21 protein-coding genes and 1 pseudogene are annotated in these 23236 nt (G+C 71.8%); 14 read left to right on the forward strand and 8 right to left on the reverse strand.

What is annotated here, in order from left to right:
* Window positions 1-62: 62 nt before the first annotated feature.
* Window positions 63-2192, reverse strand: a complete 2130-nt coding sequence (uvrB, locus tag QFZ76_RS13855) for an excinuclease ABC subunit UvrB (protein WP_266441379.1) — start codon at window positions 2190-2192, stop codon at window positions 63-65.
* Window positions 2193-2276: 84 nt separating this feature from the next.
* Window positions 2277-3146 (reverse strand): MHYT domain-containing protein, encoded by an 870-nt coding sequence (locus tag QFZ76_RS13860; RefSeq protein WP_307674008.1) that lies wholly within the window; start codon window positions 3144-3146, stop codon window positions 2277-2279.
* A gap of 280 nt (window positions 3147-3426) precedes the next feature.
* Here QFZ76_RS13860 and QFZ76_RS13865 point away from each other — a divergent pair, with 280 nt between their 5' ends.
* From QFZ76_RS13865 to fdhA, 3 genes are all read left to right on the forward strand, one after another.
* On the forward strand, window positions 3427-4302 hold the full coding sequence (locus tag QFZ76_RS13865; protein WP_307674009.1) for a glycerophosphodiester phosphodiesterase family protein: 876 nt from the start codon (window positions 3427-3429) through the stop codon (window positions 4300-4302).
* A gap of 78 nt (window positions 4303-4380) precedes the next feature.
* Complete coding sequence (locus tag QFZ76_RS13870) at window positions 4381-4935, forward strand: methylated-DNA--[protein]-cysteine S-methyltransferase (protein WP_307674010.1); 555 nt, start codon at window positions 4381-4383, stop codon at window positions 4933-4935.
* Between the two features lie 131 nt (window positions 4936-5066).
* Entirely contained in the window at window positions 5067-6293 is a 1227-nt protein-coding gene (gene fdhA / locus QFZ76_RS13875) for a formaldehyde dehydrogenase, glutathione-independent (protein ID WP_307674011.1), read from the forward strand.
* Between the two features lie 53 nt (window positions 6294-6346).
* Here the strand turns inward: fdhA and QFZ76_RS13880 are convergent, their stop codons facing one another.
* Window positions 6347-6775 carry a VOC family protein gene (locus QFZ76_RS13880; RefSeq protein WP_307674012.1) on the reverse strand — a complete coding sequence of 143 codons (429 nt, stop codon included), beginning with the start codon at window positions 6773-6775 and terminating at the stop codon, window positions 6347-6349.
* A gap of 100 nt (window positions 6776-6875) precedes the next feature.
* Here QFZ76_RS13880 and QFZ76_RS13885 point away from each other — a divergent pair, with 100 nt between their 5' ends.
* The gene (locus QFZ76_RS13885; protein ID WP_307674013.1) at window positions 6876-7784 is read left to right on the forward strand and encodes a pseudouridine-5'-phosphate glycosidase; all 909 of its coding nucleotides are present in this window, start codon (window positions 6876-6878) and stop codon (window positions 7782-7784) included.
* 56 nt (window positions 7785-7840) lie between these two features.
* Window positions 7841-8749 carry a carbohydrate kinase family protein gene (locus QFZ76_RS13890; protein WP_307680008.1) on the forward strand — a complete coding sequence of 303 codons (909 nt, stop codon included), beginning with the start codon at window positions 7841-7843 and terminating at the stop codon, window positions 8747-8749.
* A 109-nt stretch (window positions 8750-8858) separates the two neighbouring features.
* Here the strand turns inward: QFZ76_RS13890 and QFZ76_RS13895 are convergent, their stop codons facing one another.
* On the reverse strand, window positions 8859-9653 hold the full coding sequence (locus QFZ76_RS13895) for a methyltransferase (RefSeq protein ID WP_307674014.1): 795 nt from the start codon (window positions 9651-9653) through the stop codon (window positions 8859-8861).
* A 239-nt stretch (window positions 9654-9892) separates the two neighbouring features.
* On the opposite strand from QFZ76_RS13895, the gene QFZ76_RS13900 reads away from it, so the two are divergent.
* The gene (locus QFZ76_RS13900) at window positions 9893-11020 is read left to right on the forward strand and encodes a magnesium and cobalt transport protein CorA (RefSeq protein WP_307674015.1); all 1128 of its coding nucleotides are present in this window, start codon (window positions 9893-9895) and stop codon (window positions 11018-11020) included.
* A 27-nt stretch (window positions 11021-11047) separates the two neighbouring features.
* Here the strand turns inward: QFZ76_RS13900 and QFZ76_RS13905 are convergent, their stop codons facing one another.
* The 3 genes from QFZ76_RS13905 to QFZ76_RS13915 form a co-directional block, all read right to left on the reverse strand.
* A complete protein-coding gene (locus QFZ76_RS13905) occupies window positions 11048-11479 on the reverse strand; it encodes a CBS domain-containing protein (RefSeq protein WP_307674016.1) in 432 nt (143 codons plus the stop codon).
* 371 nt (window positions 11480-11850) lie between these two features.
* Window positions 11851-12492: a uridine kinase gene (locus tag QFZ76_RS13910; RefSeq protein WP_307674017.1), complete on the reverse strand. Its 642-nt coding sequence runs from the start codon at window positions 12490-12492 to the stop codon at window positions 11851-11853.
* Between the two features lie 17 nt (window positions 12493-12509).
* Window positions 12510-12905, reverse strand: a complete 396-nt coding sequence (locus QFZ76_RS13915; RefSeq protein ID WP_307674018.1) for a helix-turn-helix domain-containing protein — start codon at window positions 12903-12905, stop codon at window positions 12510-12512.
* Window positions 12906-13205: 300 nt separating this feature from the next.
* On the opposite strand from QFZ76_RS13915, the gene QFZ76_RS13920 reads away from it, so the two are divergent.
* The 3 genes from QFZ76_RS13920 to QFZ76_RS13930 all read left to right on the forward strand — a co-directional run bounded on the left by QFZ76_RS13920 (window position 13206) and on the right by QFZ76_RS13930 (window position 16324).
* Window positions 13206-13907 carry a DUF2293 domain-containing protein gene (locus QFZ76_RS13920; protein WP_307674019.1) on the forward strand — a complete coding sequence of 234 codons (702 nt, stop codon included), beginning with the start codon at window positions 13206-13208 and terminating at the stop codon, window positions 13905-13907.
* Window positions 13908-14202: 295 nt separating this feature from the next.
* Complete coding sequence (locus QFZ76_RS13925) at window positions 14203-14682, forward strand: DUF1772 domain-containing protein (RefSeq protein ID WP_307674020.1); 480 nt, start codon at window positions 14203-14205, stop codon at window positions 14680-14682.
* A 154-nt stretch (window positions 14683-14836) separates the two neighbouring features.
* Window positions 14837-16324: a glutamate synthase subunit beta gene (locus QFZ76_RS13930; protein ID WP_307674021.1), complete on the forward strand. Its 1488-nt coding sequence runs from the start codon at window positions 14837-14839 to the stop codon at window positions 16322-16324.
* A gap of 12 nt (window positions 16325-16336) precedes the next feature.
* On the opposite strand, the gene QFZ76_RS13935 is transcribed toward QFZ76_RS13930, so the two are convergent.
* Window positions 16337-16921: a carboxymuconolactone decarboxylase family protein gene (locus QFZ76_RS13935; protein ID WP_373464295.1), complete on the reverse strand. Its 585-nt coding sequence runs from the start codon at window positions 16919-16921 to the stop codon at window positions 16337-16339.
* Between the two features lie 41 nt (window positions 16922-16962).
* Between QFZ76_RS13935 and QFZ76_RS13940 the strand changes: the two are divergent.
* From QFZ76_RS13940 to QFZ76_RS13960, 5 genes and pseudogenes are all read left to right on the forward strand, one after another.
* Window positions 16963-18396, forward strand: a pseudogene (locus QFZ76_RS13940) (PLP-dependent aminotransferase family protein).
* Between the two features lie 348 nt (window positions 18397-18744).
* Window positions 18745-20364: a PEP/pyruvate-binding domain-containing protein gene (locus QFZ76_RS13945; RefSeq protein WP_307674023.1), complete on the forward strand. Its 1620-nt coding sequence runs from the start codon at window positions 18745-18747 to the stop codon at window positions 20362-20364.
* Entirely contained in the window at window positions 20328-21359 is a 1032-nt protein-coding gene (locus QFZ76_RS13950) for a PEP-utilizing enzyme (protein WP_307674024.1), read from the forward strand. The genes QFZ76_RS13945 and QFZ76_RS13950 overlap by 37 nt, the downstream gene beginning before the upstream one ends.
* A complete protein-coding gene (locus QFZ76_RS13955) occupies window positions 21356-22285 on the forward strand; it encodes a hypothetical protein (protein WP_307674025.1) in 930 nt (309 codons plus the stop codon). The genes QFZ76_RS13950 and QFZ76_RS13955 overlap by 4 nt, the downstream gene beginning before the upstream one ends.
* A gap of 206 nt (window positions 22286-22491) precedes the next feature.
* Complete coding sequence (locus QFZ76_RS13960; RefSeq protein WP_307674026.1) at window positions 22492-23202, forward strand: tyrosine-protein phosphatase; 711 nt, start codon at window positions 22492-22494, stop codon at window positions 23200-23202.
* The last annotated feature ends 34 nt before the right edge of the window (window positions 23203-23236 follow it).

Genomic DNA, 23236 nt, shown 5'->3' on the forward strand with positions numbered 1-23236 from the left:
CAGTGCCGTACCCCGGTCCGCACTTTGTGTCGGTCTTGCAACACAGGGCGTATGCGCGGGAGTCAGGCCAGGCCGGCCTCCTTCATCTGGCGGAGTTCCTTCTTCATTTCGGAGACCTCGTCGCGCAGTCGGGCGGCGATCTCGAACTGGAGGTCGGCGGCGGCGGCGCGCATCCGCTCGGTCATCTCCTCGATCTGCTCGGCGAGCTCGGCCGCGGGGCGGTCGGTCGGCACCGTCTCCTTCGCCTTGCCCTTGGCGGCCTTGGCCGCCTTGCTGCCGAGGGCGGGCACGGGAGCCTTGGCACCCTTGCCCTCCTTCAGCTTGCGGTAGCCGGAACCGAGCAGCTGCTCGGTGTCGACGTCCTCGCGGGCGATCTGCGCGACGATGTCGTTGATCTTCTTGCGGAGCGGCTGGGGGTCGATGCCCCGCTCCGTGTTGTACGCGACCTGCTTCTCCCGGCGGCGGTTGGTCTCCTCGATGGCCTTCTCCATCGCCGGGGTGATCTTGTCGGCGTACATGTGGACCTGGCCGGAGACATTGCGCGCCGCGCGGCCGATGGTCTGGATGAGGGAGGTGCCCGAGCGCAGGAAGCCCTCCTTGTCGGCGTCGAGGATCGCCACCAGGGACACCTCGGGCAGGTCGAGGCCCTCGCGCAGGAGGTTGATGCCGACCAGGACGTCGAACTCGCCGGACCGCAGCTCGCGCAGCAGCTCGACCCGGCGCAGGGTGTCGACGTCGCTGTGCAGGTAGCGCACCTGGATGCCGAGCTCCAGGAAGTAGTCGGTGAGGTCCTCGGACATCTTCTTGGTGAGGGTGGTGACCAGGACGCGCTCGTCCTTCTCGGTGCGCTTGCGGATTTCGTGCACCAGGTCGTCGATCTGACCCTCGGTGGGCTTGACGATGACCTCGGGGTCGATCAGACCGGTGGGGCGGATGATCTGTTCGACGGCGCCGTCACCGCGCGAGAGCTCGTACTTGCCCGGGGTCGCGGACAGGTAGACGGTCTGGCCGATGCGCTTTTGGAACTCCTCCCACTTCAGCGGGCGGTTGTCCAGCGCGGAGGGCAGCCGGAAGCCGTGGTCGACAAGGGTGCGCTTGCGGGCGGCATCGCCCTCGTACATGGCGCCGATCTGCGGGACGGTGACATGGGACTCGTCGATGACGAGCAGGAAGTCGTCCGGGAAGTAGTCCAGCAGGGTGTTCGGCGGGGAGCCGGGCTCGCGGCCGTCGAAGTGCATCGAGTAGTTCTCGACTCCGGAGCAGGAGCCGATCTGGCGGAGCATCTCGAGGTCGTACGTCGTGCGCATGCGCAGCCGCTGGGCCTCCAGGAGCTTGCCCTGCTTCTCCAACTCGGCCAGGCGCTCGCCGAGCTCCTTCTCGATGTCGTTGACGGCCCGCTCCAGGCGCTCGGGGCCCGCGATGTAGTGGGAGGCCGGGAAGACGTACAGCTGCTCGTCGTCGCTGATGATCTCGCCGGTGAGCGGGTGGAGGGTGGACAGGGCCTCGATCTCGTCGCCGAACATCTCGATGCGGACGGCGAGCTCCTCGTAGACCGGGAAGATCTCGATGGTGTCGCCGCGGACGCGGAAGGTGCCGCGGCTGAACGCCATGTCGTTGCGCGTGTACTGGATGTCCACGAAGCGGCGCAGCAGCTGGTCGCGGTCGATCTCCTCGCCGACCTTGAGGGGGACCATGCGGTCCACGTACTCCTGCGGAGTACCGAGACCGTAGATGCAGGAGACCGAGGCGACCACGACGACGTCGCGGCGGGTGAGGAGCGAGTTGGTCGCGGAGTGGCGCAGCCGCTCGACCTCCTCGTTGACCGAGGAGTCCTTCTCGATGTAGGTGTCCGACTGCGGGACGTACGCCTCGGGCTGGTAGTAGTCGTAGTACGAGACGAAGTACTCGACGGCGTTGTTCGGCAGCAGCTCCCGGAACTCGTTGGCCAGCTGGGCGGCCAGCGTTTTGTTCGGCGCCATCACGAGGGTGGGGCGCTGGAGCTTCTCGATCATCCACGCGGTGGTGGCGGACTTGCCGGTGCCGGTCGCGCCGAGCAGGACGACGTCCTTCTCACCGGCCTCGATGCGCCGGGCGAGCTCGGCGATGGCCGCGGGCTGGTCGCCGCTGGGCTGGTACGGGCTGACGACCTCGAAAGGCGCCACCGTGCGTTCGATGTGGGAAACGGGCCGCATGTCATCAACCGTACGACCCCCCACTGACAACGCGGCCCGATCAGCGGTTTTGCAGGGTGCGAGGCCCCGGTGGCCCGGGCCGGATCAGCGGTTCTGCGGGGTGCGGGAGTCCCGGTGGGCCGGATTCCGGCGGGTGCGGAGGGAGGGGCGGCGGGCGGCGGGGTGGGAGACCAGCTCGCGGGCGGGGACACCCGGCTTGTTCTCGACCGGGGTCCAGACGGGCTTCCCCATGACCATCAGCGGGTCGAACATCACGACGACTGCCGCGAGGAGCAGGAAGGCGAGCGGGCCGATCATCATGGGCGCCAGCAGGGAGGCTGCCGAGTCGCCCCCGGTGGGGGCCGTGGACCTGTGCAGATGGACGCTGAGGGCGGCCATGCCCGTGTAGTGCATACCGGTCACGGCGAGCCCCATGACGAGGCTCGCGCCCACGCTCCACAGGAAGCCCCGCACCTGTCCGGCGGCCCACAGGGCGACGGTGGCGGCGACGACCGCTATGACGACGGAGGCGGCCACGGTGAGGGTGTTGTACTCCAGCTTGCCGTTGAGACGCATGCCGGCCATGCCCAGGTAGTGCATCGAGGCGATGCCCAGGCCGGTGATGGCACCACCGGTCATCAGGGCCGTTCCCTTCGCCCCCCGGTAGCCGACGATGAAGATCCCGATGCCCACCATGACGACGGCGACGCCCAGACTCGCGAACGTCATCGCCCGGTCGTAGTGGATCGGTGCCTGCTCGACCTTGAAGCCCATCATCGCGATGAAGTGCATGGTCCAGATGCCCGAACCGATCGCGGCCGCGCCGAGGGCGAGCCAGCCGGGCCGCCAGGAGTTGCTGACCAGCATGGATCTGGTGGTGCAGCGCAGGCCGAGGGCCCCGCCCAGGCAGGCCATGAGGTAGGCCACCAGCGGTGTGACGAGTCCGTAGCTGAATCCGTCGACCGTGCCTTGCATGCGCGGCTACCCTTCCGCCCTCTTGCTTCCCGGAAATCCCTGATGTGCGCCCCTTCCCAGGACCGCCCGAGCGGTCAGGGTTGACGCAGAGAGTATGACTCCCACCGGAATGGTCGAACGATTTTCCGGCAAAGAAACACGGCCTTGCCCCAGTTGTGCGGCATCAGTGAGCGGACTCGGGACAACCTCGTTCAACTTGTGGCCATTCTGCACCCGCCTACTGTTGACCCTCTGCTGTCACAGTTGTGCTGTCCGTGATCGCTCGACGCGAGGAGTACGCATGCACGCGCGCGCACTTGCCGCCACGACCACCGCACTCCTGGGAACCGCCGCCTTCTTGCTTCCCCCTTCCGACGTCCGGGCCGACGAGGACGGCAAGCAGCCCACGGTCATCGCCCATCGGGGCGCCTCCGCCCACGCGCCCGAGAACACCCTGGCAGCCGTCGACAAGGCAGCCCAGCTGGGCATCGACTGGGTCGAGAACGACGTCCAGCGCACCAAGGACGGCGAACTCGTCGTCCTCCACGACGACAATCTGCGGCGCACCACCGACGTCGAGGAGGTCTTCCCCGACCGGGCGCCATGGAAGGTGCGGGACTTCACCTCCGCCGAGATCGCGCGGCTCGACGCGGGGAGCTGGTTCGGCCACGCGTACGCGGACGCACGCGTGCCCACGCTCAAGCAGTACGTGCGCCGCGTCGAGGTCCACCATCAGAAGCTGCTCCTGGAGATCAAGAACCCGGACCTGTACCCGGGCATCGAGGGCCAGACCCTCAAGGTCCTCGGCAACGAGGGCTGGCTCGACCGGCAACACCTCGCGGGTCGGCTGATCGTGCAGAGCTTCGATGCGGCCAGCGTGCGCGCGGTCCACGAACTGAAGCCCGGCGTCAAGACGGGTTTCCTCGGTACGCCGCCGGTGGCGGACCTGTCCGCGTACGCGGCCTTCGCGGACCAGATCAACCCCTCGTACGGCTCTCTTTCCAAGGGATACGTCTCCGCCGTCCACGCCTTCACAGGTCCGCACGGCAGGCCGCTGGAGGTCTTCACCTGGACCGTGGACACCGCGGCCGCGGCCCGTCTGGTCGCCGGGTACGGCGTCGACGGGGTCATCACCAACAAGCCGGACGTGGTACGCGCCGCGCTGCGCGGGTTGTGAAACCCCGGCCGGCCGGGGGCCTCGGATCCCCGGCCACTTCCCCGGGCGTTGTCAGTGGCGGGTCGTACGGTGGGGCGCATGAACAGCCATGGGCAGGACGAGCAGCAGGTCGTGTGGGCCGTCGTCGCCACCGACATCGGTCCGCTGCTGCTGGCCGCGACCCGCGAGGGTCTGGTCAACGTGGTGTTCCACGCCACGGACGCGGTCCGCGACAAGGCGCTGGACCGGCTCGCGTCCCGGCTGGGCGGCGAGCCCGTCGAGGCGCCCGGCTCCCCGCTGCTGGCGGAGGCGATACGCCAGGTGAAGGCGTACTTCGCGGGTGAGCGGCACGACTTCGAGCTGCCGCTGGACTGGTCGCTGATCTCGGGCTTCAACCGGCAGGTGCTGCGCGAGCTGGCCTCCGGCGTCTCGTTCGGCAAGGTGGTCGGGTACGGCGATCTGGCCGGGCGCGTGGGGCAGCCGGGCGCTGCCCAGGCGGTGGGCGTGGCGATGGGGTCCAATCCGCTGCCGGTCGTCGTGCCCTGTCACCGGGTCGTGGAGAGCGACGGCGGTATCGGCGGGTTCGGGGGCGGCCTGGAGACCAAGCGGAAGCTGCTGGCACTGGAGGGCGTGCTGCCCGAGCCGCTGTTCTGAGCGGTCGGGCGGCACGGCCCGCGCGACGACTGGCCGGAAGGCCGAGGCGGTAGCAGACTCCGCCATGCGCACAGCCGCTGGCATCCGACTGGCATCCGTAAGACGCGGAGCCGAAGGGACGGCGATCACGCATGAGCGGGAACAGGGCAGTCGCATATCTCAAGCCGGGCGCGGTGGAAGTAAGGACCATCGACCACCCGACGCTGGAACTCCAGGACGGGCCGGGAGTCGCCACCGAGAACGTCGGCCGAAAGTGCCGGCACGGGGTGATCCTCAAGGTGCTCGCCAGCAACATCTGCGGAAGCGACCAGCACATGGTGCGCGGGCGGACGACCGCGCCGGAGGGGCTGGTCCTCGGACACGAGATCACCGGAGAGGTCGTCGAACGGGGGCCGGACGTCGAGTTCATCGAGGTCGGCGACATCGTCTCCGTACCGTTCAACATCGCCTGCGGGCGATGCCGCAACTGCAAGGAGCGCAAGACCGGCATCTGTCTGAACGTCAACCCCGCCCGTCCGGGGGGGGCTTATGGCTATGTCGACATGGGTGGCTGGGTCGGCGGTCAGGCCGAGTACGCGCTGATCCCGTACGCGGACTTCAACCTGCTGAAGTTCCCCGACCGGGACGAGGCGCGCGAGAAGCTGCTCGACCTGACCATGCTGTCGGACATCTTCCCGACCGGCTTCCACGGCGCGGTCACCGCCGGCGCGGGCGTCGGCTCGACGGTGTACGTCGCCGGGGCCGGACCGGTCGGCCTGGCCGCTGCCGCGTCGGCGCAGCTCCTGGGCGCCGCCGTGGTCATCGTGGGTGACCTCAACGCCGAGCGTCTCGCCCAGGCGCGCAGCTTCGGCTGCGAGACCGTCGACGTGTCGCGCGGAAGCGTGGAGGAGCAGATCGCCGAGATCCTCGGAGAGCCCGAGGTGGATGCCGCGGTCGACGCGGTCGGCTTCGAGGCACGGGCCCACGGCAAGGACGCCCCGGAGGCGCCCGCGACCGTCCTCAACTCGCTGATGGGCCTCACGCGCGCGGGCGGCGCCCTGGGCATCCCCGGGTTGTACGTCACGGACGACCCGGGCGGCGTCGACGAGGACGCCAGGAGCGGCACGTTGAAGGTGCGGTTGGGGCTCGGCTGGGCCAAGAGCCACCGCTTCACCACCGGACAGTGCCCGGTGATGACGTACAACCGGAGCCTGATGATGGCGATCCTGCACGGGCGCGTGCACATCGCCAAGGCCGTCAACGCGACCGTCATCGGGATGGAGGACGCTCCGCGCGGTTACGCCGAGTTCGACCAGGGCGCGAGCCGCAAGTACGTGCTGAATCCGCACGGGGTGCTGGACGGCGTACGTCCGGTCTGACGTCGCTCACGGGGGCTACGGCCACGCGCGCGTGGCCGTAGCCCCCGTGCACGCTAGTCGTAGTGCCGCGCCTCGAATACGTTCCCGTCCGGGTCGCGGAAGTAGAAGCTTCGCCGGGCCAGTCCGCGGGCGCCGAAGGAGTCGTAGGAGATGTCCGAGACGGGAACCGCCCGTTCCTCCAGGCGGGCGCGCAGTGTCTCGAAGTCGTCGCCGGGCAGGGCCAGGCAGACGTGGTTGACCGGGTGGCCCGCGCTGTCGACGGAGCCGGGCAGCATCTTCATGCGCTCGGCCATGGAGAGCGGCATGAGGTCGAAGATGGTCTCGTCATTGAGCCGTACGGAGGGAAAGGGCTCCGTCCCCGCGGCGAATTCGGTGAGCCTCAGGGGGGCCATGCCGAGTGCCTTCTCGTAGAAGTCGGCCGCCGCCACCGGGTCCCGCACCCAGAGAACGACATGATCGAGACGTGTCGTGTTGTCCGTCATGCACCTCAGGCTGGTGTCCTCCCCCACAGGCCGCAAGTGTTTGACCGGCCGCGCGGCCCGCCAGACATGAGGGAAGACCGAACCGACAGGAGGCAGGCCCGTGGTGCTGGTGGTGTCCGAGGAAGTGCGCGAGGCGATCGACGCGCGTCGACCCGTGGTGGCCCTGGAGTCCACGATCATCGCGCACGGGCTGCCGCGCCCGCGCAATCTGCAGGTGGGGCTGGAGCTGGAGGACGTCGTACGGCAGGAGGGTGCCGTGCCCGCGACGATCGCCGTGCTGGACGGGCGGCCCCATGTCGGCCTGGACAAGCAGCAGTTGGAGCGGGTCGCGAACGAGGACGGGATCCGCAAGCTGGGCCACCGCGACCTGCCGCTCGCGGTGGCCTCCGGGGCGAGCGGGGCGACCACGGTGTCGGCGACCGCGCTGCTGGCGGCCCTGGCGGGGGTACGCGTGTTCGCCACGGGTGGGCTCGGCGGGGTGCACCGGGAGTGGACGGTGACGCAGGACGAGTCGGCCGACATCGGTCTGCTGGCCCGGACCCGGATCACTGTGGTGTGCGCGGGTGTGAAGTCGATCCTGGACGTGCCGGCGACCCTGCAGCGGCTGGAGACGCTGGGTGTCGCGGTGGCCGGGTACGGCACGGATCGCTTCCCCGGCTTCTACCTGTCCGACTCGGGACACCCCGTGGACTGGACGCTGGACAGCCCCGGGCAGGTGGCGGACGTCATGCGGGCGCAGGACGCGGTCGGTGGGCCCGAGTCGGCGCTGATCGTCGCCAACCCCGTGCCCGAGGAGGAGCAGCTGGATCCCGAGCTGCACGCGCGCGTGCTCGCCGACGCGCTGTACGCGTGCGAGGAGGCCGGGGTCACGGGGCAGGGCGTCACGCCGTTCCTGCTGAACTACCTGGTGCAGCACACCGACGGCGCCTCGCTGACCGCCAATCTCGCGGCGGTCCGCGGCAACGTACGGCTGGCGGCGCGGATCGCGGCGGCCTGGGCCGGGGCGTGACGCCCCAGCGGCCTGGGCTCGGTGCGGCCGCCCAGGCGGAGCACCGGCACGGCGGAGTGCGCCCGGACGGCGCGCTGCTGGTCGTCGGGGACGTCATCACGGACGTCGTGGCCCGGCACCGGGGGCCGCTCGCGGCGGGTACGGACACGGCGGCGACGATCCGGACGGTGCCGGGCGGCGCGGGCGCCAATGTGGCCTGCTGGGCCGCTCACCGGAGTGGCATGGAGGTGCGGTTGCTCGGACGGGTGGGCTCGGACTCGGCCGCCTGGCACGAGCGGGAGCTGGTCGCGTGCGGCGTACGGCCCCGGTTGGTCGTCGACCCCGAGGCGCCGACCGGGACGGTGATCTGCCTCGTCGACACGGGTGCGGCTGCCGAGCGGACGTTCCTCACGGACAGCGGCGCGGCGTTGCGGTTCGCGCCCGAGGACTGGTCGGACGCGCTGCTCGACGGGGTGGCGCGGCTGCATCTGTCGGGCTACCTGCTGTTCTCCGAGCCGAGCCGCGCGCTGGTGGCGGTCGCGCTGGCGGCGGCACGCGCGCGTGGAGTGCCGGTGAGCATGGACCCGGCGTCGGCCGGTTTCCTCGTGGAGCTGGGGGTCGACCGTTTCCTGGCACTCGTCGAGGGTGTGGACGTGCTGCTGCCCAGCCGTGACGAGGCCTGCCTGCTCACGGGGCTGCCCGACGCGGCGGACGCGGCGGCCAAGCTGAGCCGCCACGTCCCGCTGGTGGTCGCCAAGCAGGGCGCGCAGGGCGCGCTGGTCGCCCGCTCCGGCACCGTGGTCGCCCACGTCCCCGCGGTACCCGCCACTCCCCGGGACACCACCGGGGCCGGCGACGCCTTCACGGGCGCCTTCCTCGCCGCCCTCCTCACGGGCACCGGTCCCGTGGCCGCGGCGGCGGAAGGGTGCCGGGCCGGGGCGGCGGCGGTGGAGCGGGTGGGGGGCCGACCGCCGGTGGACGGCTGACAGGGGGGGTCGGCCCCGGGTCGCCCCGTGATCAGCGGCTGGCGGCGCCCGGCGGTGTCAGATCGCCGTGCCGGGCGTCCCGCGTCAACTCCCGCTCCCCTCCGACGGCTTACGCCTTACGCCCCCACGCCGAGATCATCGGTGCCGTGGCGAGGTCCATGCCGCCGGAGGCCACATTCGCGAGGTGGCGGTCGATGTCCTGGTCCGTGGCGAGGCCCGCGGTGACGAGCTGGTCGCGGATCTGGCGGATCGTGGCGGATTCCAGGGCGGCGCAGGCGGGCGAGGTGAGCGGGAAGTACGCGTCGGCCTCCACCCGGCGCAGGCCGGCCTCGCGAAGCAGGCGCGGCAGCCTGCGGCCGTAGGCGAGGTCGGCGCCCCGGTCGGCGAGCAGTTGACGGAAGCCCTGCCGCAGCCGGTTGGCCAGCTGCTGTTCGGGGCCGTGGTCGTCGGGACAGAGCAGGGGCTGCAGGGCGGGATCGGCGTCCTCGACCAGGATCCGTCCGCCGGGCCGCAGGGCCTTGACCATCGATCGCAGCGCCCTTTCCCGGTCGGGCACATGAACGAGCACGAGCCGGGCGTGGACCAGGTCGAACCCGTCCCCGGGCGGCTCCTGGGCGGCCACGTCGTGGACGCGTACCTGGACCGGCGGGCGGGCGGCCGCGGCGAGGCGCGAGGTCTCGATGTCGGTCGCGACGACCCGTCCGGTCGGGCCGACCTTCTTGGCCAGCCAGGACACCACGGAGGTTCCGCCGGCACCGACCTCCCAGCAGCGCCAGCCGGGTCCGATGCCGAACCGTTCGAGGTGCCGGAACGTCGTGGGGTCGAAGAGGGTGGCGAAGGCGTCGAAACGCTCCGCCGCCTCGGTCCGCCGGTTGTCGAGGAGGTACCCGTCACTTCGCGTCATGCCGCGATCATCCCAGTTGTCTTCCTTGTCCGGAGCGGTCGACGCGGCGCCTACGACGAGATGGCGCACTCCCCGCCCGGCGGATCCCCGCGTCCACGGCCGCATCCGTCGTCCACAGCCGGGAACAAAGCGGAACGGCCTGTTCCCACAGGCTTGCACGACTCTCACCGCGAACTGGCAAACTGGCTCGCCAGGGCGCGGAAACGCGGCGCGAGGGAGATCCACGCAAGGAGATCCAGATGTCCATGGCAGGGAATCTGCGGAAGGTCACGAGCCTCGGCAGGGTCGGCGGCCTCCGCAAGGTGGCACGGCTGGCACGGCGGCGCCCGCGCGTCGACCTGAGCCACCCGGCCCGGTCCCCGCTGGGCTCCTCGGTGGTGAACTGCGTGACGTACCGCGACGGCGTCCGGCTCCCGGCCGGTGTCGACCTGGTCGACTCCGTGGAACGGGTGCGCAAGAACCGCGACGGCTTCGTCTGGCTCGGCCTCCATGAACCGACCGACCAGGAGTTCGCGGGGATCGCGGAGCTCTTCGACCTGCATCCGCTGGCGGTCGAGGACGCGGTCGAGGCCCACCAGCGTCCCAAGCTGGAGCACTACGGCGAGACCCTGTTCGCGGTGTTCAAGACGGTCTGCTACGTCGAGCACGAGGAACTCACGGCGACCAGCGAGGTGGTCAACACCGGCGAGATCATGGTGTTCGTCGGCCATGACTTCGTGATCACGGTACGACACGGTCGGCACGGCTCACTGGGCCCGCTGCGCGAGGAGCTGGAGGCCGCTCCCCAGCAACTGGCCAAGGGACCGGCCGCGGTGCTGCACGCGATCGCGGACCATGTGGTCGACGACTATCTGAACGTCACCGACGCCGTGCAGTCGGACATCGACCTGGTCGAGATGGCCGTGTTCGCGGACAACGGCGCGCGGGTCGACGCGGGACGCATCTACCAGCTCAAGCGTGAACTACTGGAGCTGAAGCGGGCCCTGGTCCCGCTCGGCCGGCCGCTCGAGGACCTTGCCACCCGGCCGATCCGGGTGGTCGATCCGGAGATACAGGCGTACTTCCGTGACGTCTCCGACCATCTGCTGCGGGCCAAGGAACAGCTCGCCGCGTTCGACGAGCTGCTCAACTCGATTCTGCAGGCGCACCTCGCGCAGGTGACGGTCGCTCAGAACGAGGACATGCGGAAGATCACGGCGTGGGCCGCGATAGTGGCCGTACCAACGATGGTCTGCGGGGTGTACGGCATGAACTTCGACCACATGCCGGAGCTGCACTGGCGGTACGGCTACGGCATGGTGATCACGGTGATATCCGTCGCGTGTCTGGTGCTGCACCGCGGCTTCCGGCGCAACGGCTGGCTCTGAGGTCCGAGGCCGCCGGGTTCGACGGGATCAGTGGCGGTCCGGGGTCCTGGCATAGACGCTCTCGGCCCAGGTCCCGATCTGGTCCTCCGGCAGGTGCTGGGCCAGGTCTGCCTCGCTGATCATGCCGACCAGGCGCTTGTTCTCGATGACGGGGAGCCGGCGGATCTGGTGCTCCTGCATCTCGTGGAGCACCTCGCTGACATCGGCGTTCGCGTCGATCCAGCGGGGGGTGCCGTGGGCCATCTCGCCCGCGGTGACCCTGGCCGGGTCGTGGCCCAGGGCGACACAGCCGACGACGATGTCACGGTCGGTGAGAATGCCGCAGAGCCGCTCGTTCTCGTCACTGATGGGCAGGGCTCCGACGTTGAGCTCGCGCATCAGCTGGGCGGCGCGGTCCAGGGTCTCGTGGGCGGGGATCCACTGGGCGCCCCGGTGCATGATGTCTCCGGCGGTGGTCATAAGTGCCTCCCGGTGCCGGGCGGCCGGCGCGGCGCGAGGAAGAGCACCGCAAGTCCCGGCGCCCTACATTCTCGCCGCGCGGCCGTACGCACGCACCCCGGGCTCGGAACCTGTCCGGCGCATCTCGCCGAGAAGCCCACGATCTTCCGCGGGACGACACGGATGATCATGCGGACCTCGCCGCCCTTCTCCGCGGGCGGGTCGAGGCCGAGGTACTTGTGCGAGAGGTCGTAAGGGAGCCGCTTGCCCTTGCCGGGCTCTTGTCGGGCTCTTCTCGGGGAGGATCTCGGCGATGCCGCGGACCTCGACCCTCGACCGAGGTACAGCGGTGTCCGGATCGCTCGGACGCCGGTTCGGATCAGCCGTTCCACTCAGCCGTTCCACGCCGGGTGGCGCGGATCGTCGGCGCGTACCAGGACGTCGGCCGTGCCGGCCGGGTCGGTCTCGTCCTCGTAGCGTTCGAAGGCGGGGAGGGTCCAGTGCTCGGCCTCGGGGGTGCGGCGGCGCAGGGCGCCGGGTGAGAGGAGGACGTGGACGGCCAGGTCGAAGGGGAACCAGTGGCGCAGCAGGAAGGGGCCGTGCAGCAACAGGAAGCCGCCGGGCGGGAGTTGGACGTAGGGGCTGCGGGTGGCGCGGTCGGTCGTGGGATCCCAGAGGTCGGGCAGGACGCGGCCGTCGCCGCCGGGTTCGAGGGGGCCGAAGACCTCGCGCCAGAGGGAACCGGTGTCGAACCAGCCGTCGTAGTAGGCCTCCACGTCCTGGTGGCCGTACTCGAGTCGGAGCGAGGCGGGGCGCAGGAAGCCGTCGGTGCCGACGACCAGCGAGGGGCGGCCGCGTATGCGCAGGGCCTCGGCGACGCGGTCGGCGAGGTCGCCCGGGCGGGCGGCCGGGGCGCCGTCGAAGGCGATGCGCGGCCAGGGGCTGCCGTCGGCCGGTTTCAGGTCGAGCAGTCGCTCGGCAAGGAGGTCGCCGAGCCGGTCCCAGGTGATCGCTTCGAGTCGCACAGGGCCCATGATGCGTCAGGCCCGGGTCAGGCCGCGTTCCGCTCGTGGGCACGGCGGGCGGCGAGCAGGTGGGGAAGGTGGGTTTCGCTCCAGGCGCGGGCGGCGTCGAGGAGGGGGATCAGGGTGCGGCCGAGAGGAGTGAGGGCGTATTCGACGCGGGGCGGGTTCTCGTCGTACGCGGTGCGGGTGAGGAGGCCGTCGCGTTCCATGGCACGCAGGGTCTCGCTGAGGACCTTGGGGGTGACGGACCGGAGCGGGGCGCGGAGTTCGGTGAAGCGGCGCGGGCCGCCTTCGAGGCACCGGATGACCATTCCCGTCCACTTGTCGCCGACCCGGAAGGGCATCTCGGAGGAAGGGCAGAACGGGTGGAACATGTCGGGGTCCAAAGGGGCGAGCCGTGCGCCGTCCGTGGAGTCGGTCATCGGCCGAGGGTAGCGCCGATACCGTTGAAGTAACCGGGCATCCGACGCCTAACGTCCAGGTCGGGCCGACAACGGCGGCCTCGGACAAGGAGGTTGGGCATGGGTGACAGGGGTGGCGTCGTCGTCTTCGGGGCCGGCGGACGGGCCATGCCGATCTCGCTGTGGCGGTGCTGGACGAGATCGAGACGCCGACGCGGCATCGGACGCGGGTGTCGGTGGTCGCTGCCGGCGGTACGGGCGGGCTGGTCCAGGGGCCGGAAGGCGGAGTTCGGGCACGTCGGCAGCGGGAATGAACCCCGTATGGCGTCGCTCGCAACTCCCCCGCTCCGGACCGGACTTCTCGTCATCCAGCCGCTGCGGCGACGGCACTGCGCCGAGTGCTGCGGCGGGCCGTTGTCGTTGCTCGTGCTGGAGGACGGTGCGCCGCGGTGCCTCGACTGCGCGGATCTCGGGCACCTGGTGTTCCTGCCGCGCGGCGACACGGCGCTGACGCGCCGGTCGCGGGAGGAGAGCGCGTTGTCGGCGGTGGTCGTACGGTTCAACCGGCGCAGGGGCCGTTACGAGCGGCAGGGCGTCCTCGTCGAGGAGGCGGGGCTCGCCCGGGCCGAGGCGCGGTGCCTCGTGGACGCGGAGGTGCGCCGGCGGCGCCGGGTGCGGGACGCGGCGCGGCGGGCGGCTCAGGACATGCGGTTCGCCGATGCCTTCGCGGCGGAGATACGGCGGCTCTTCCCCGGGTGCCCGGCGGACCGGGCACGGGCGATCGCCGAGCATGCCTCGGTGCGGGGCAGCGGACGGGTGGGGCGGAGCGCGGCGGGGCGGGCGCTGTCCGAGGGGGCGGTGATCTCGGCGGTCGTGGCCTCCGTACGGCACGTGGACACGCGGTACGACCAGTTGCTGATGAGCGGGGTGGCACGGCACGAGGCGCGACGGCGGATCTCGGCCGGGGTGGAGACGGTGCTGCGGAGATGGCGGGCGGAGGGGGCGGAGGCGGAGGTCGGCTGAGGGCGGTTGTTCGACGCCACCGAGCTGCCGACCTGCCGGGCCGCACCCTCATGGTGAGGTGAGGCACCGAGCAAGCGAACCGGCACGCGGCGTTCGCACGCACCACCCGCACTCGCCTCGACGTCACGCGTCCCCCGTCCTCCGTCCCGGTGCCCCGCCCCTCACCCCGCCCGACCTGGACGCTCACGTATGCCCCCGCGCGGTTCGGGCATGGTTCGAAGGGCTGGGCGGGGATTCACTTGGGTGACGGTGGTGCCGGGTGGGAGCTCGGCCGGATGCGGGAGTGGGTGTCGGGATGATCGAGGGACCGTATTTCGTGCTGACCGTGCTGGGTGTGCTGGGGACCGGGCTGGTGGCCGGGGTCTTCTGCGGCTTCTCGACCTTCGTGATGCAGGGGCTCGCCGCGTTGCCGCCCGCGCAGGGCGTCGCCGCGATGAACGCGATCAATGTGAGCGCGGTGCGGCCGCCGTTCATGCTCGTGTTCGCCGGGCAGGCGGTGCTGAGTGCGGTGATCGCGGTGGTGACGTTCGTGCTGTGGCCGGACGAGGGGACGGTGGAGCTGCTGGTCGGCAGCGGGCTGTACCTGTTCGGCGCGTTCGGGCTCACCATGATGGCGAACGTGCCGCGCAACGACGCGCTGGCGAGGCTGGATCCGGGCACCCGGGAGGCGGCCGCCTATTGGCCGACCTACGTGCGCGAGTGGACGCTGTGGAACCACGTCCGCACGGTCGCCTCGGCCGCCGCGGCGGTGACGTACCTCCTGGCCCTCACCTGACGGAATCGGGCCGCTGAGAAAGCGCTGTCCGACGCTCTGCGCGAGTGACCGACGAGACGTATCGTGGCCGGAAGGAGTTCGCAAGAGTGCCGCCCGATGACGCACGGCCACGTCGGACGCGCAAGCGTCGCACGCGTAAGCAAGGAAGACGCCCATGGCCGATCCCAAGGGATTCATGACCACGCCTCGCCAGGACTGGCCGCGCAGGCCGGTCGAGGAGCGGGTCCGGGACTGGGACGAGGTGTACGTCCCCGGGGCGCTGCTGCCGATCATCAGCAAGCAGGCCGACCGTTGCATGGACTGCGGCATCCCCTTCTGCCACGAGGCCTGTCCGCTCGGCAACCTGATCCCCGAGTGGAACGACCTGGTGTCCCGGGAGGACTGGCGTGCGGCCGCCGACCGGTTGCACGCCACGAACAACTTCCCCGAGTACACCGGCCGGTTGTGCCCGGCACCCTGCGAGTCGGGGTGTGTGCTGGCCATCAACCAGCCCGCGGTTACCATCAAGAACGTCGAGGTCGCCATCGCCGACCGGGCGTGGGAACTCGGGTTCACGCCGCCACGGCCGCCCGATCGACTGTCCGGGCGGACGGTCGCGGTGATCGGATCGGGGCCCACCGGGCTTGCGGCAGCACAGCAGTTGACCCGCGCGGGGCACACGGTCGCCGTGTACGAGAAGGACGACCGGCTCGGCGGGCTGATGCGGTACGGCATCCCCGAGTTCAAGATGGAGAAGCACCACCTGGAGCGGCGGATCGAGCAGATGCGGGCCGAGGGCACCAAGTTCCGGACGTCGACCGCGGTCGGACGGGACATCGGTGCCGCCGAGCTGCGTTCGCGCTACGACGCCGTCGTGATCGCCACCGGAGCTACGGCGTGGCGTGAACTGGACGTACCGGGGCGGGAGTTGAGCGGCATCCACCAGGCGATGGAGTACCTGCCGCTGGCCAACCGGGTGTGCGAGGGGGACCTGGCGGTCTCCCCGCTGTCCGCCGCCGGGAAGCACGTCGTCATCGTCGGCGGCGGTGACACCGGGGCCGACTGTCTGGGCACGGCGGTACGGGAAGGCGCCGCGTCCGTGACGCAGTTGGACATCTACGCGCAGCCGGGTGGCGAGCGGGACGAGGACGTCGATCCCTGGCCGACGTACCCGAAGATCTACCGGCTGTCGGCCGCGCACGAGGAGGCCGGCGAGCTGCGGACGGCCCCGGCGGCGAACGCCGACGCCCGGCTGTTCGCCGCGTCCACGCTCCGCTTCACCGGGGACGCCGACGGGCACGTACGGTCGCTGCACCTCGTCGAGGTGGACGCGCAGCGACGGCCCGTGCCGGACACCGGGCGGACGCTGCCCGCCGACCTCGTGCTGCTCGCCCTCGGCTTCTCGGGCCCCGACAAGGAGGACGGGCTCATCGACCAGCTGGGACTGGAGCTGGAGCCCCGCGGGACGCTCACGCGGGACGCCCGCTTCGCGACGAACGTCCCCGGCGTGTTCGCCGCCGGGGACGCCGCGCGCGGTCAGTCGCTGATCGTGTGGGCCATCGCCGAGGGGCGGGCGGTGGCGGCGGCCGTCGACCGCCATCTGACGGGGAGTTCACGACTGCCCGCGCCGATCGGGCCGTACGACCGGCCCATGGTTGTATAGGCCACTGGCGGACTAGCGGCGCTCGTCCGTCCCCGCCACCTTCCCCGTCGCCAGTGCCACCCGGTTCCACGTGTTGATCGTGAGGATCAGGGCGAGGACGTGAGCCAGTTCCGCCTCGTCGAAGTGGGCCGCGGCGCGGGCGTAGACCTCGTCGGGAACTCCACCGTCGGCCACCAGGGTCACCGCTTCCGTGAGGGCGAGGGCCGCCTGCTCCTTCTCGGTGAAGAAGTGGCGGGCCTCGCGCCACACGGCGACCAGGTGCAGCCGGTCCTCGCTCTCGCCGGCCTTGCGCGCGTCGTTCGTGTGCATGTGCAGGCAGTACGCGCAGTGGTTGAGGTGCGAGGCGCGGATCTGGATCAGCTCGACGAGGGCGGGGTCGAGGCCCTCACGGGCGGCGGCGTCGAAACCGACGATGGCGCGGAAGACCTTCGGGGCGGACTTCGCGAAGTCCAGGCGGGTCCGCCGGGCCTCCGCCTCGGCGATCGTGGCGGCGGAGTCGACGGTCGTGGCGCCGGCGGTCGGGGCGGCAAGGGGCGTCGTGGTGTCGGTCGTGTTCGTCGTCATGTGCGTCGTCGTGTGCGTCGTCGTCATGTGCATCAACCTACGAGCCGGATAGACCCTCTGTAGGGTGCATTTCTGTGGATGGATCGTGGGTCAATTACGCGGAGCGGATCGGTGCCGACCTGCATCTGGAACTGTCCGGCCCCGGCGGACGACGGGCCGCGCTGATCCGGTCGCTGCGTGAGGCCGTGCGGGGTGGGCGGCTCGCTCCCGGTACCCGGCTGCCGCCCTACCGCTCGCTCGCCGCCGACCTCGGCGTGGCCCGCAACACGGTGGCCGACGCGTACGCGGAGCTGGTCGCGGAGGGCTGGCTCACCGCCCGGCAGGGCTCGGGCACGCGCGTCGCGGAGAGGGCCGAGCCGCTGAGACACACCGCGCGGGTGCCTCGTAAGGCACCTCCACGCGCGCGTGGACCACGGCACGACCTGCGGCAGGGCACCCCGGACGCGTCGTCGTTCCCGCGCGCGGCATGGCTCGCCTCCTACCGGCGGGCGCTCCAGCAGGCACCGAACGAGGTGTTCGGGCCGGGCGATCCCGCCGGCCGCGTCGAGCTGCGGGAGGCGCTGACCGAATACCTGGCACGCGCGCGTGGCGTACGTACCGAGCCGGATCGGATCGTGATCTGCTCCGGCTTCGCGCACGCACTGCGGCTGCTGTTCGGCCAGGCCGGCGGCGGGGGCGGCGGGGTGCTGCGCGGTCCGCTGGCGGTGGAGGCGTACGGGCTGGGATTCCACCGGGAGCTGCTCGCCGCCGCCGGTGTGCGGACCGTACCGCTTCCCCTGGACGAACACGGCGCGCGGATCGAGCGGTTGGGGCGCGAGCGGGCCGTGCTGCTCACGCCCGCACACCAGTTCCCGACCGGCGGTCCGCTGGATCCCGCGCGCCGGGCCGCGGTGGTCGACTGGGCACGCGCGCGTGGGGGTGTGATCGTCGAGGACGACTACGACGGGGAGTTCCGCTACGACCGCAAGCCGGTCGGCGCGGTCCAGGGGCTCGATCCCGAGCGCGTGATCTTCGTGGGCTCGGTCAGCAAGAGCCTGTCCCCGGCTGTGCGGCTGGGCTGGATGGTCCTTCCGGAGCGGTACGTCGACGACGTACTCGCGGCCAAGGGCGAGCGGGAGGCCTGGGCGAGCGTCCTGGACCAGCTGAGCCTCGCCGACTTCATCTCGCGCGGGTCCTACGACCGCCACGTGCGGCGGATGCGGCAGCGGTACCGGAGTCGCCGGGACCGTCTCGCCGCGGCGCTCGCAGCGCACGCGCCGCACGTCGAGGTCACCGGTGTCGCGGCCGGGCTGCACGCCGTGCTGCGGCTGCCGCCCGGCACCGAGCGGTCCACGGTGAAGGCCGCCACCTGACAGGGCGTCGCCCTGGACGGCCTCGCCGAGTTCCGGCACCCGGACACCGACATGGCGGCCCGCGACGGTCTGGTCGTGGGATACGCGACGCCCTCGGAGCACGCGTACGGGGCGGCGCTGGAGGCGCTGTGCGGGGTGCTGCCGCCGGGTGAGTGACCGGGTGAGTACCGGGTGAGTACCGGGTGAGTGATCGGAGGGCTCCTGCCTCCGGATGAGCGGGCCCGCGCGGTGTCCTGCCCGCGGAGGAGCCGACGGCTGCTGCCGGTGGACGAGCCGGTCGGGGTGCCGTCGTACCGCCGCACTGAATTTCCCCTCAGGTGTCCGAAAAGCGGCTTACGGGCTACATGGATCGGAACTGTGGTGGGATCATCGGAACAGGAGGTGCGCTGTCGCCGTGCCGGATTCCCGGTCGGCAGCTGCCCGCCCCATCCTTCGTTCCGCCGTCAGGCGCAGGGCCACCCCCGCGCGTCCCCCCTGTTGGCGGTCGGTCCTGGAGGGTGATCGATGACGACACTCGACGAACGTCAGGGAGAAGGCGCGAGAGAAGGGGAAGAGGTCCGGGGCCGGAGCGTGTTCGGCCTGGTCGGGGCCGTCGTCCCGGCCGCCGTCCCGCTGGACCGGCCCAGCGCCGCGCTCCCGTGGCTCACAGGGTCCAAGGCCGCGAACCTCGCCCGCGCGGCCCGCGCCGGACTGCCGGTGCTTCCCGGCTTCGTGATTCCGCCCAGCGGGGGTGGCGACACCGTCGCCCTGCGGCGAGCCTGGCACGAACTCTCGGAGGGGGGCGCCCGCCCGCTCGTCGTGCGCTCCTCGTCCCCGCAGGAGGACACGGAGGAGTCGTCGCTCGCGGGCCAGTTCGCCTCCGTGCTCGACGTGCGCGACTGGCCGGACTTCCGTACGGCCGTACAGACCGTGCTCGACTCGGCACGCCGGCCCGACGGATCCACGGCGCCCATGGCGGTGCTGGTGCAGCCGATGCTCCCGGCCCGGGTCGGCGGGGTGCTGTTCGGCGCCGACCCCGTCGAGGGGCGGGCCGACCGCATGCTGGTGAGCGCGGTGTGCGGCGGCCCGGACAGCCTGGTCAGCGGCGAGCAGGGCGGGGCGAACTACTGGCTGAACAGGCGCGGCCGTGTCCTGCGGACGGAACGACCGGGGACCGACGGGCCGCCGCCCCAGACCCACCTCGCGGACACCAACGGATCGCCGCACCACACCCACCCCACGGGGACCGAACGGACGCCGCACCACACCCACCCCACGGGGACCGATCGGACGCCGCACCACACCCACCCCGCAGACACCAACGGGCCGTCGCCCTCCCGTTTCGGCCTCGCGCACACCGAGCCACTGGTCATCCGCCCCGACGTCTCCGAAACCGATGCGCCGCTCCCCCGCTCCGCTCCCCAGGAGACGGACTCGCCGCCCACCCGCTCCGCTCCCCAGGAAGCCGATCCACCGCCCACCCGCCCCACTCCCCAATTCACGGACTCGCCGCTCACCCGCTCCGAACTGTTCCGGCTCGCGCGGCTCGCGCGGCGTGCGCGGCGGGTCTTCGGTGGGCCGCAGGACATCGAGTTCGGGTTCGACAAGGACGGGCGGCTGTGGCTGTTCCAGAGCCGGCCGATCACGGCGATGGCGGCGCGGCCGGCGCGCCGGGCGCGGCTGCTCGGACCCGGCCCGGTCGCGGAGACGCTGCCGGGACAGCTGCTGCCGCTGGAGGAGGACCTGTGGGTGGCGCCCATGTCCCGTGGGCTCGCCACCGCGCTCGACATCGGGGCACCGCGCCGCGCCGGCTGCTGCGGACGGTGCCGGTGGTCACGACGGTCGACGGGCGGGCAGCCGCCGACCTGCGCCTCCTCGGCACCGCCACGCCCCGGCACCGCTGGCTCGCGCTGCTCAACCCGGCGCCGGGTGCGCGCAGGCTCGGTGCGGCGTGGCGGATGGGCCGGCTCACCGCGGCGCTGCCGGGCCTCGCGACGGACCTGGTCGCGGACGTCGACCGCCGGCTCACGGAGATCCCGTCGCCGGCCACCCTCTCCGGTCCCGACCTGGCGGCGGAGCTCCGCTGGACCCGCCGGGTCCTGGTCTCCTTGCACGCGCAGGAGACGCTCGCGGGTGCCTTGCTGACCGAGCCGCCCAGGAGCCGGACGGCGGCGGGTACGGCCCTCACCGTCCTGGCGGAGGCTCGCGCCCAGGGCGTGCCCGACGACCGGGTGGTCGCCGCGGACCCCGTGGTCCTGGCCCTCACCGCACCGAGCCTGCGGGGTCGGGAGCGGCTGCCGCGGTCGGTCGCGCCGAGCCAGGAGGATGCCGCAACCGGCCGGTGGGAAACAGCGCCGCCGCCTGCCCAGGTAGCCGCCGACCCGATTCGAGTCACCACCCTCACCCACGAACGGTCGACGGCCACCTCCCCCGACCACCCCTCTCCCCGCACCACCGCCGCCCTCACCCTCGCCCTCCCCCTCACCGAACGGTCCGTACCACGTCGGTCCCCCAACGCGGCATCCGCTGCAGCGACCACCGCCGCCCTCCCGCCGCGCGAAGCCCTCCCGCCCCGCGAAGCCCTCCGGCTCCGCATTCGCTGGGTGCAGGAACTCCAGGTCCGGCTCGTACGCGAGACCGCGCGGCGGATGGGGCTGGGCATGGAGCGCGTCGGACTGTTGAGCTGGCGGGAGCTGATCGTCGTCCTCGAAGGAGGCCCGCTGCCGGGCGATCTGTACGCGCGCGTGCCGCAGCCCCAGTCGCCTCCGCTGCCGGACACCTTCCGGCTCGCGGAGGGCGGCGTGGTCGTCGCCGAGCGCGGCCGCCGGCGCGGCGACGGGGTACGGGGCGTGTCCGGCGGGCGCGCGGCTGGGACGGTCTGGGACGGGACGGGCACCTCGCCGTCGGACGCGGTGCTCGTCGTGCGCACGCTGGACCCGGCGCTAGCCCCGTTGCTGCCCGGCCTCACTGCCCTGGTCGCCCAGACCGGCAGTCCGCTGTCCCATCTCGCGGTGCTGGCGAGGGAGTTCGGGCTCCCCGCGGTCGTCGGCGCCACGGACGCCGTACGCCGGTTCCCGCCCGGGTCCCGTCTCACCGTCGACGGCACGACCGGCGACGTGGAGCTGGGGGAGGCGCCATGAGGAAGATCGCCTTCGTCTTCGGAAGCCTCGCCGCCGTCGGCGCGGGGTCGTATCTCGTCGTCTACCTGTACCGCTGGCAGTGGCAGCGGGCCCTGCTGTGCGGGGTGCTGCTGGTGGTCGTCGAGGTGATGCTGCTCGGCCTCGTGCTGGTGGGCCGGCTCGCGCGGATCGAGGAGCGGGTGCGCGACTCCGACCGGCGGCAGCGGGAAGTGGCCACCCGGCAGGACGACGTGCTGGCCCGGCTGCGCGCCGAGCCCGAGCCGGAGCTCAGCGGCGGCGGACGGTTCCGTTGGCTGGAGGACCCCGCGGAACGCACGTACGTCTTCGTGCCGGTCCTCATGGTCGCCGGTGTACTGCTGTCGGGCCTCGCCTGGCTGGTGCAGCGGATCGCGTCGGCCACCGCCCGGCCCGCCGAGCGGCGGCTCGCCGGACGGCTGGCGGTCCTCGCCGCACCCGACCCGGCCGCCCACGACGACCTTGACGACCTGCCGCCGCCCGGCGCGGGCGCCTCCCGGGGTCGTACCGCGGGCGTGACCGCCGTCGGCGTGCTCGGCGTCGCCCTGGTCGGCGCGCTCGTGGTGGAGCTCGCCGATCTCACCCAGACCCGGGACGACGGCGCGAACGACAGCGCGGCGACTTCCGTGGTCGTCCAGGTCGACATGCGGGGCCCGGACCTGACCGCCGAGCGGCGGTCCCTCGCCGCACAGCAGGTCTGGGAGCGCTGCCGGGACTCCACATCCGTACCACTGCACCACGCGGCCCTCGGCGACCTGGGCGACGGCCTGTACGCCGGAGTCGTCCGGCCCGCCCTCACCGATCACGACCGGCGGCGGCTGCGCGGCTGCCTGGAGGACGCGACCCTCGAACGTGCCCATCTCACGGTCGTCGGCATCGGCGACGCGGACAAGGACGACGACGACGACTGAATCCGACGGCGACGACACTCACGGGCGCCTGACCCCGAAGGTGACGACAGTCACAAAATGACGCTGACGTCACCCGAAATGACGGGAATCGACGCCTCTCGACTCCATCCGCGATCACATAGCAGCCCGTACACGGACAAGACCGCCATAGCTTGCCCGGGTTAGCATGCGAGGCACAACCCCGTCCCCAATACCCCCGGTCGCCCATGGCTGTCCTCAGCGCCACCCTGCCCCCTCCTGCCCTCCGCCCGAGCCCTCGCCCGCTGTCACGGCGTGCGCTGCGGATCCTCCTCTTCGTGGCCATCGGCTACCTCGCCCTGTGGGCCACGGGCGCCCTGGGCATCCTGGGGCTGTCGTACATGGCACGCGAGGAGACCCCGGCGCCCGCCGGGACCCGTACGGTGCAGGGCGTGCACCACTTCCAGCCGGTCGACGCCGAGGGACGGCTGTGGCGCGGCGCCGCGCCCTCTCCCGCCGGTTACCAGGCGCTCGCGGGCATGGGCATCACCACGGTGGTCGACCTGCGCGCCGAGGACCTGAGCGCGTCCCAGCTCGCCGGACCCGGAAACGCCGGACTGAACGTCGTACACCTGCCCATTCGCGACGGGCAGACGCCGAAGCCCGAGCAGGTGCGGCGCTTCTTGGACATCGTCGCCAAGTCGTCCGGGCCGGTGTTCGTGCACTGCGGTGCGGGAGTCGGCCGTACGGGCGCGATGGCCGCGGCGTATCTCGTGCAGACCGGAGAACAGTCGTCGTCTTCGGCGGTCCGGCGCAATCTCGCGGTCGGACCGCCGTCGATCGAGCAGATCTACTACGGGCTGAACCTCAGCCCCAGCAAGGCGGAGCAGCCGCCGCTGCCGGTGGTGGTCGTGAGCCGTCTCGTGGACGCGCCCCGGCGGATCTGGTCCTCGCTCTGAGGGCGAGGCCCTGCAACGCTGCTGCAAGACCCTG

This window comes from Streptomyces sp. V4I2 (assembly GCF_030817655.1).
GTDB lineage: Bacteria > Actinomycetota > Actinomycetes > Streptomycetales > Streptomycetaceae > Streptomyces > Streptomyces plumbiresistens.

What these genes read in the sequence shown, in the direction of transcription:
- QFZ76_RS13930 (WP_307674021.1), top strand. Translation starts at nt 14,837, where the DNA reads ATGGCCGATCCCAAGGGATTCATGACCACGCCTCGCCAGGACTGGCCG.
- QFZ76_RS13945 (WP_307674023.1), top strand. Translation starts at nt 18,745, where the DNA reads ATGACGACACTCGACGAACGTCAGGGAGAAGGCGCGAGAGAAGGGGAA.
- QFZ76_RS13905 (WP_307674016.1), bottom strand. Translation starts at nt 11,479, where the DNA reads ATGACCACCGCCGGAGACATCATGCACCGGGGCGCCCAGTGGATCCCC.
- QFZ76_RS13880 (WP_307674012.1), bottom strand. Translation starts at nt 6,775, where the DNA reads ATGACGGACAACACGACACGTCTCGATCATGTCGTTCTCTGGGTGCGG.
- uvrB (WP_266441379.1), bottom strand. Translation starts at nt 2,192, where the DNA reads ATGCGGCCCGTTTCCCACATCGAACGCACGGTGGCGCCTTTCGAGGTC.
- QFZ76_RS13895 (WP_307674014.1), bottom strand. Translation starts at nt 9,653, where the DNA reads ATGACGCGAAGTGACGGGTACCTCCTCGACAACCGGCGGACCGAGGCG.
- QFZ76_RS13935 (WP_373464295.1), bottom strand. Translation starts at nt 16,921, where the DNA reads ATGCACATGACGACGACGCACACGACGACGCACATGACGACGAACACG.
- QFZ76_RS13955 (WP_307674025.1), top strand. Translation starts at nt 21,356, where the DNA reads ATGAGGAAGATCGCCTTCGTCTTCGGAAGCCTCGCCGCCGTCGGCGCG.
- QFZ76_RS13960 (WP_307674026.1), top strand. Translation starts at nt 22,492, where the DNA reads ATGGCTGTCCTCAGCGCCACCCTGCCCCCTCCTGCCCTCCGCCCGAGC.
- QFZ76_RS13870 (WP_307674010.1), top strand. Translation starts at nt 4,381, where the DNA reads ATGAACAGCCATGGGCAGGACGAGCAGCAGGTCGTGTGGGCCGTCGTC.
- QFZ76_RS13925 (WP_307674020.1), top strand. Translation starts at nt 14,203, where the DNA reads ATGATCGAGGGACCGTATTTCGTGCTGACCGTGCTGGGTGTGCTGGGG.
- QFZ76_RS13915 (WP_307674018.1), bottom strand. Translation starts at nt 12,905, where the DNA reads ATGACCGACTCCACGGACGGCGCACGGCTCGCCCCTTTGGACCCCGAC.
- fdhA (WP_307674011.1), top strand. Translation starts at nt 5,067, where the DNA reads ATGAGCGGGAACAGGGCAGTCGCATATCTCAAGCCGGGCGCGGTGGAA.
- QFZ76_RS13860 (WP_307674008.1), bottom strand. Translation starts at nt 3,146, where the DNA reads ATGCAAGGCACGGTCGACGGATTCAGCTACGGACTCGTCACACCGCTG.
- QFZ76_RS13900 (WP_307674015.1), top strand. Translation starts at nt 9,893, where the DNA reads ATGTCCATGGCAGGGAATCTGCGGAAGGTCACGAGCCTCGGCAGGGTC.
- QFZ76_RS13910 (WP_307674017.1), bottom strand. Translation starts at nt 12,492, where the DNA reads ATGGGCCCTGTGCGACTCGAAGCGATCACCTGGGACCGGCTCGGCGAC.
- QFZ76_RS13865 (WP_307674009.1), top strand. Translation starts at nt 3,427, where the DNA reads ATGCACGCGCGCGCACTTGCCGCCACGACCACCGCACTCCTGGGAACC.
- QFZ76_RS13920 (WP_307674019.1), top strand. Translation starts at nt 13,206, where the DNA reads ATGGCGTCGCTCGCAACTCCCCCGCTCCGGACCGGACTTCTCGTCATC.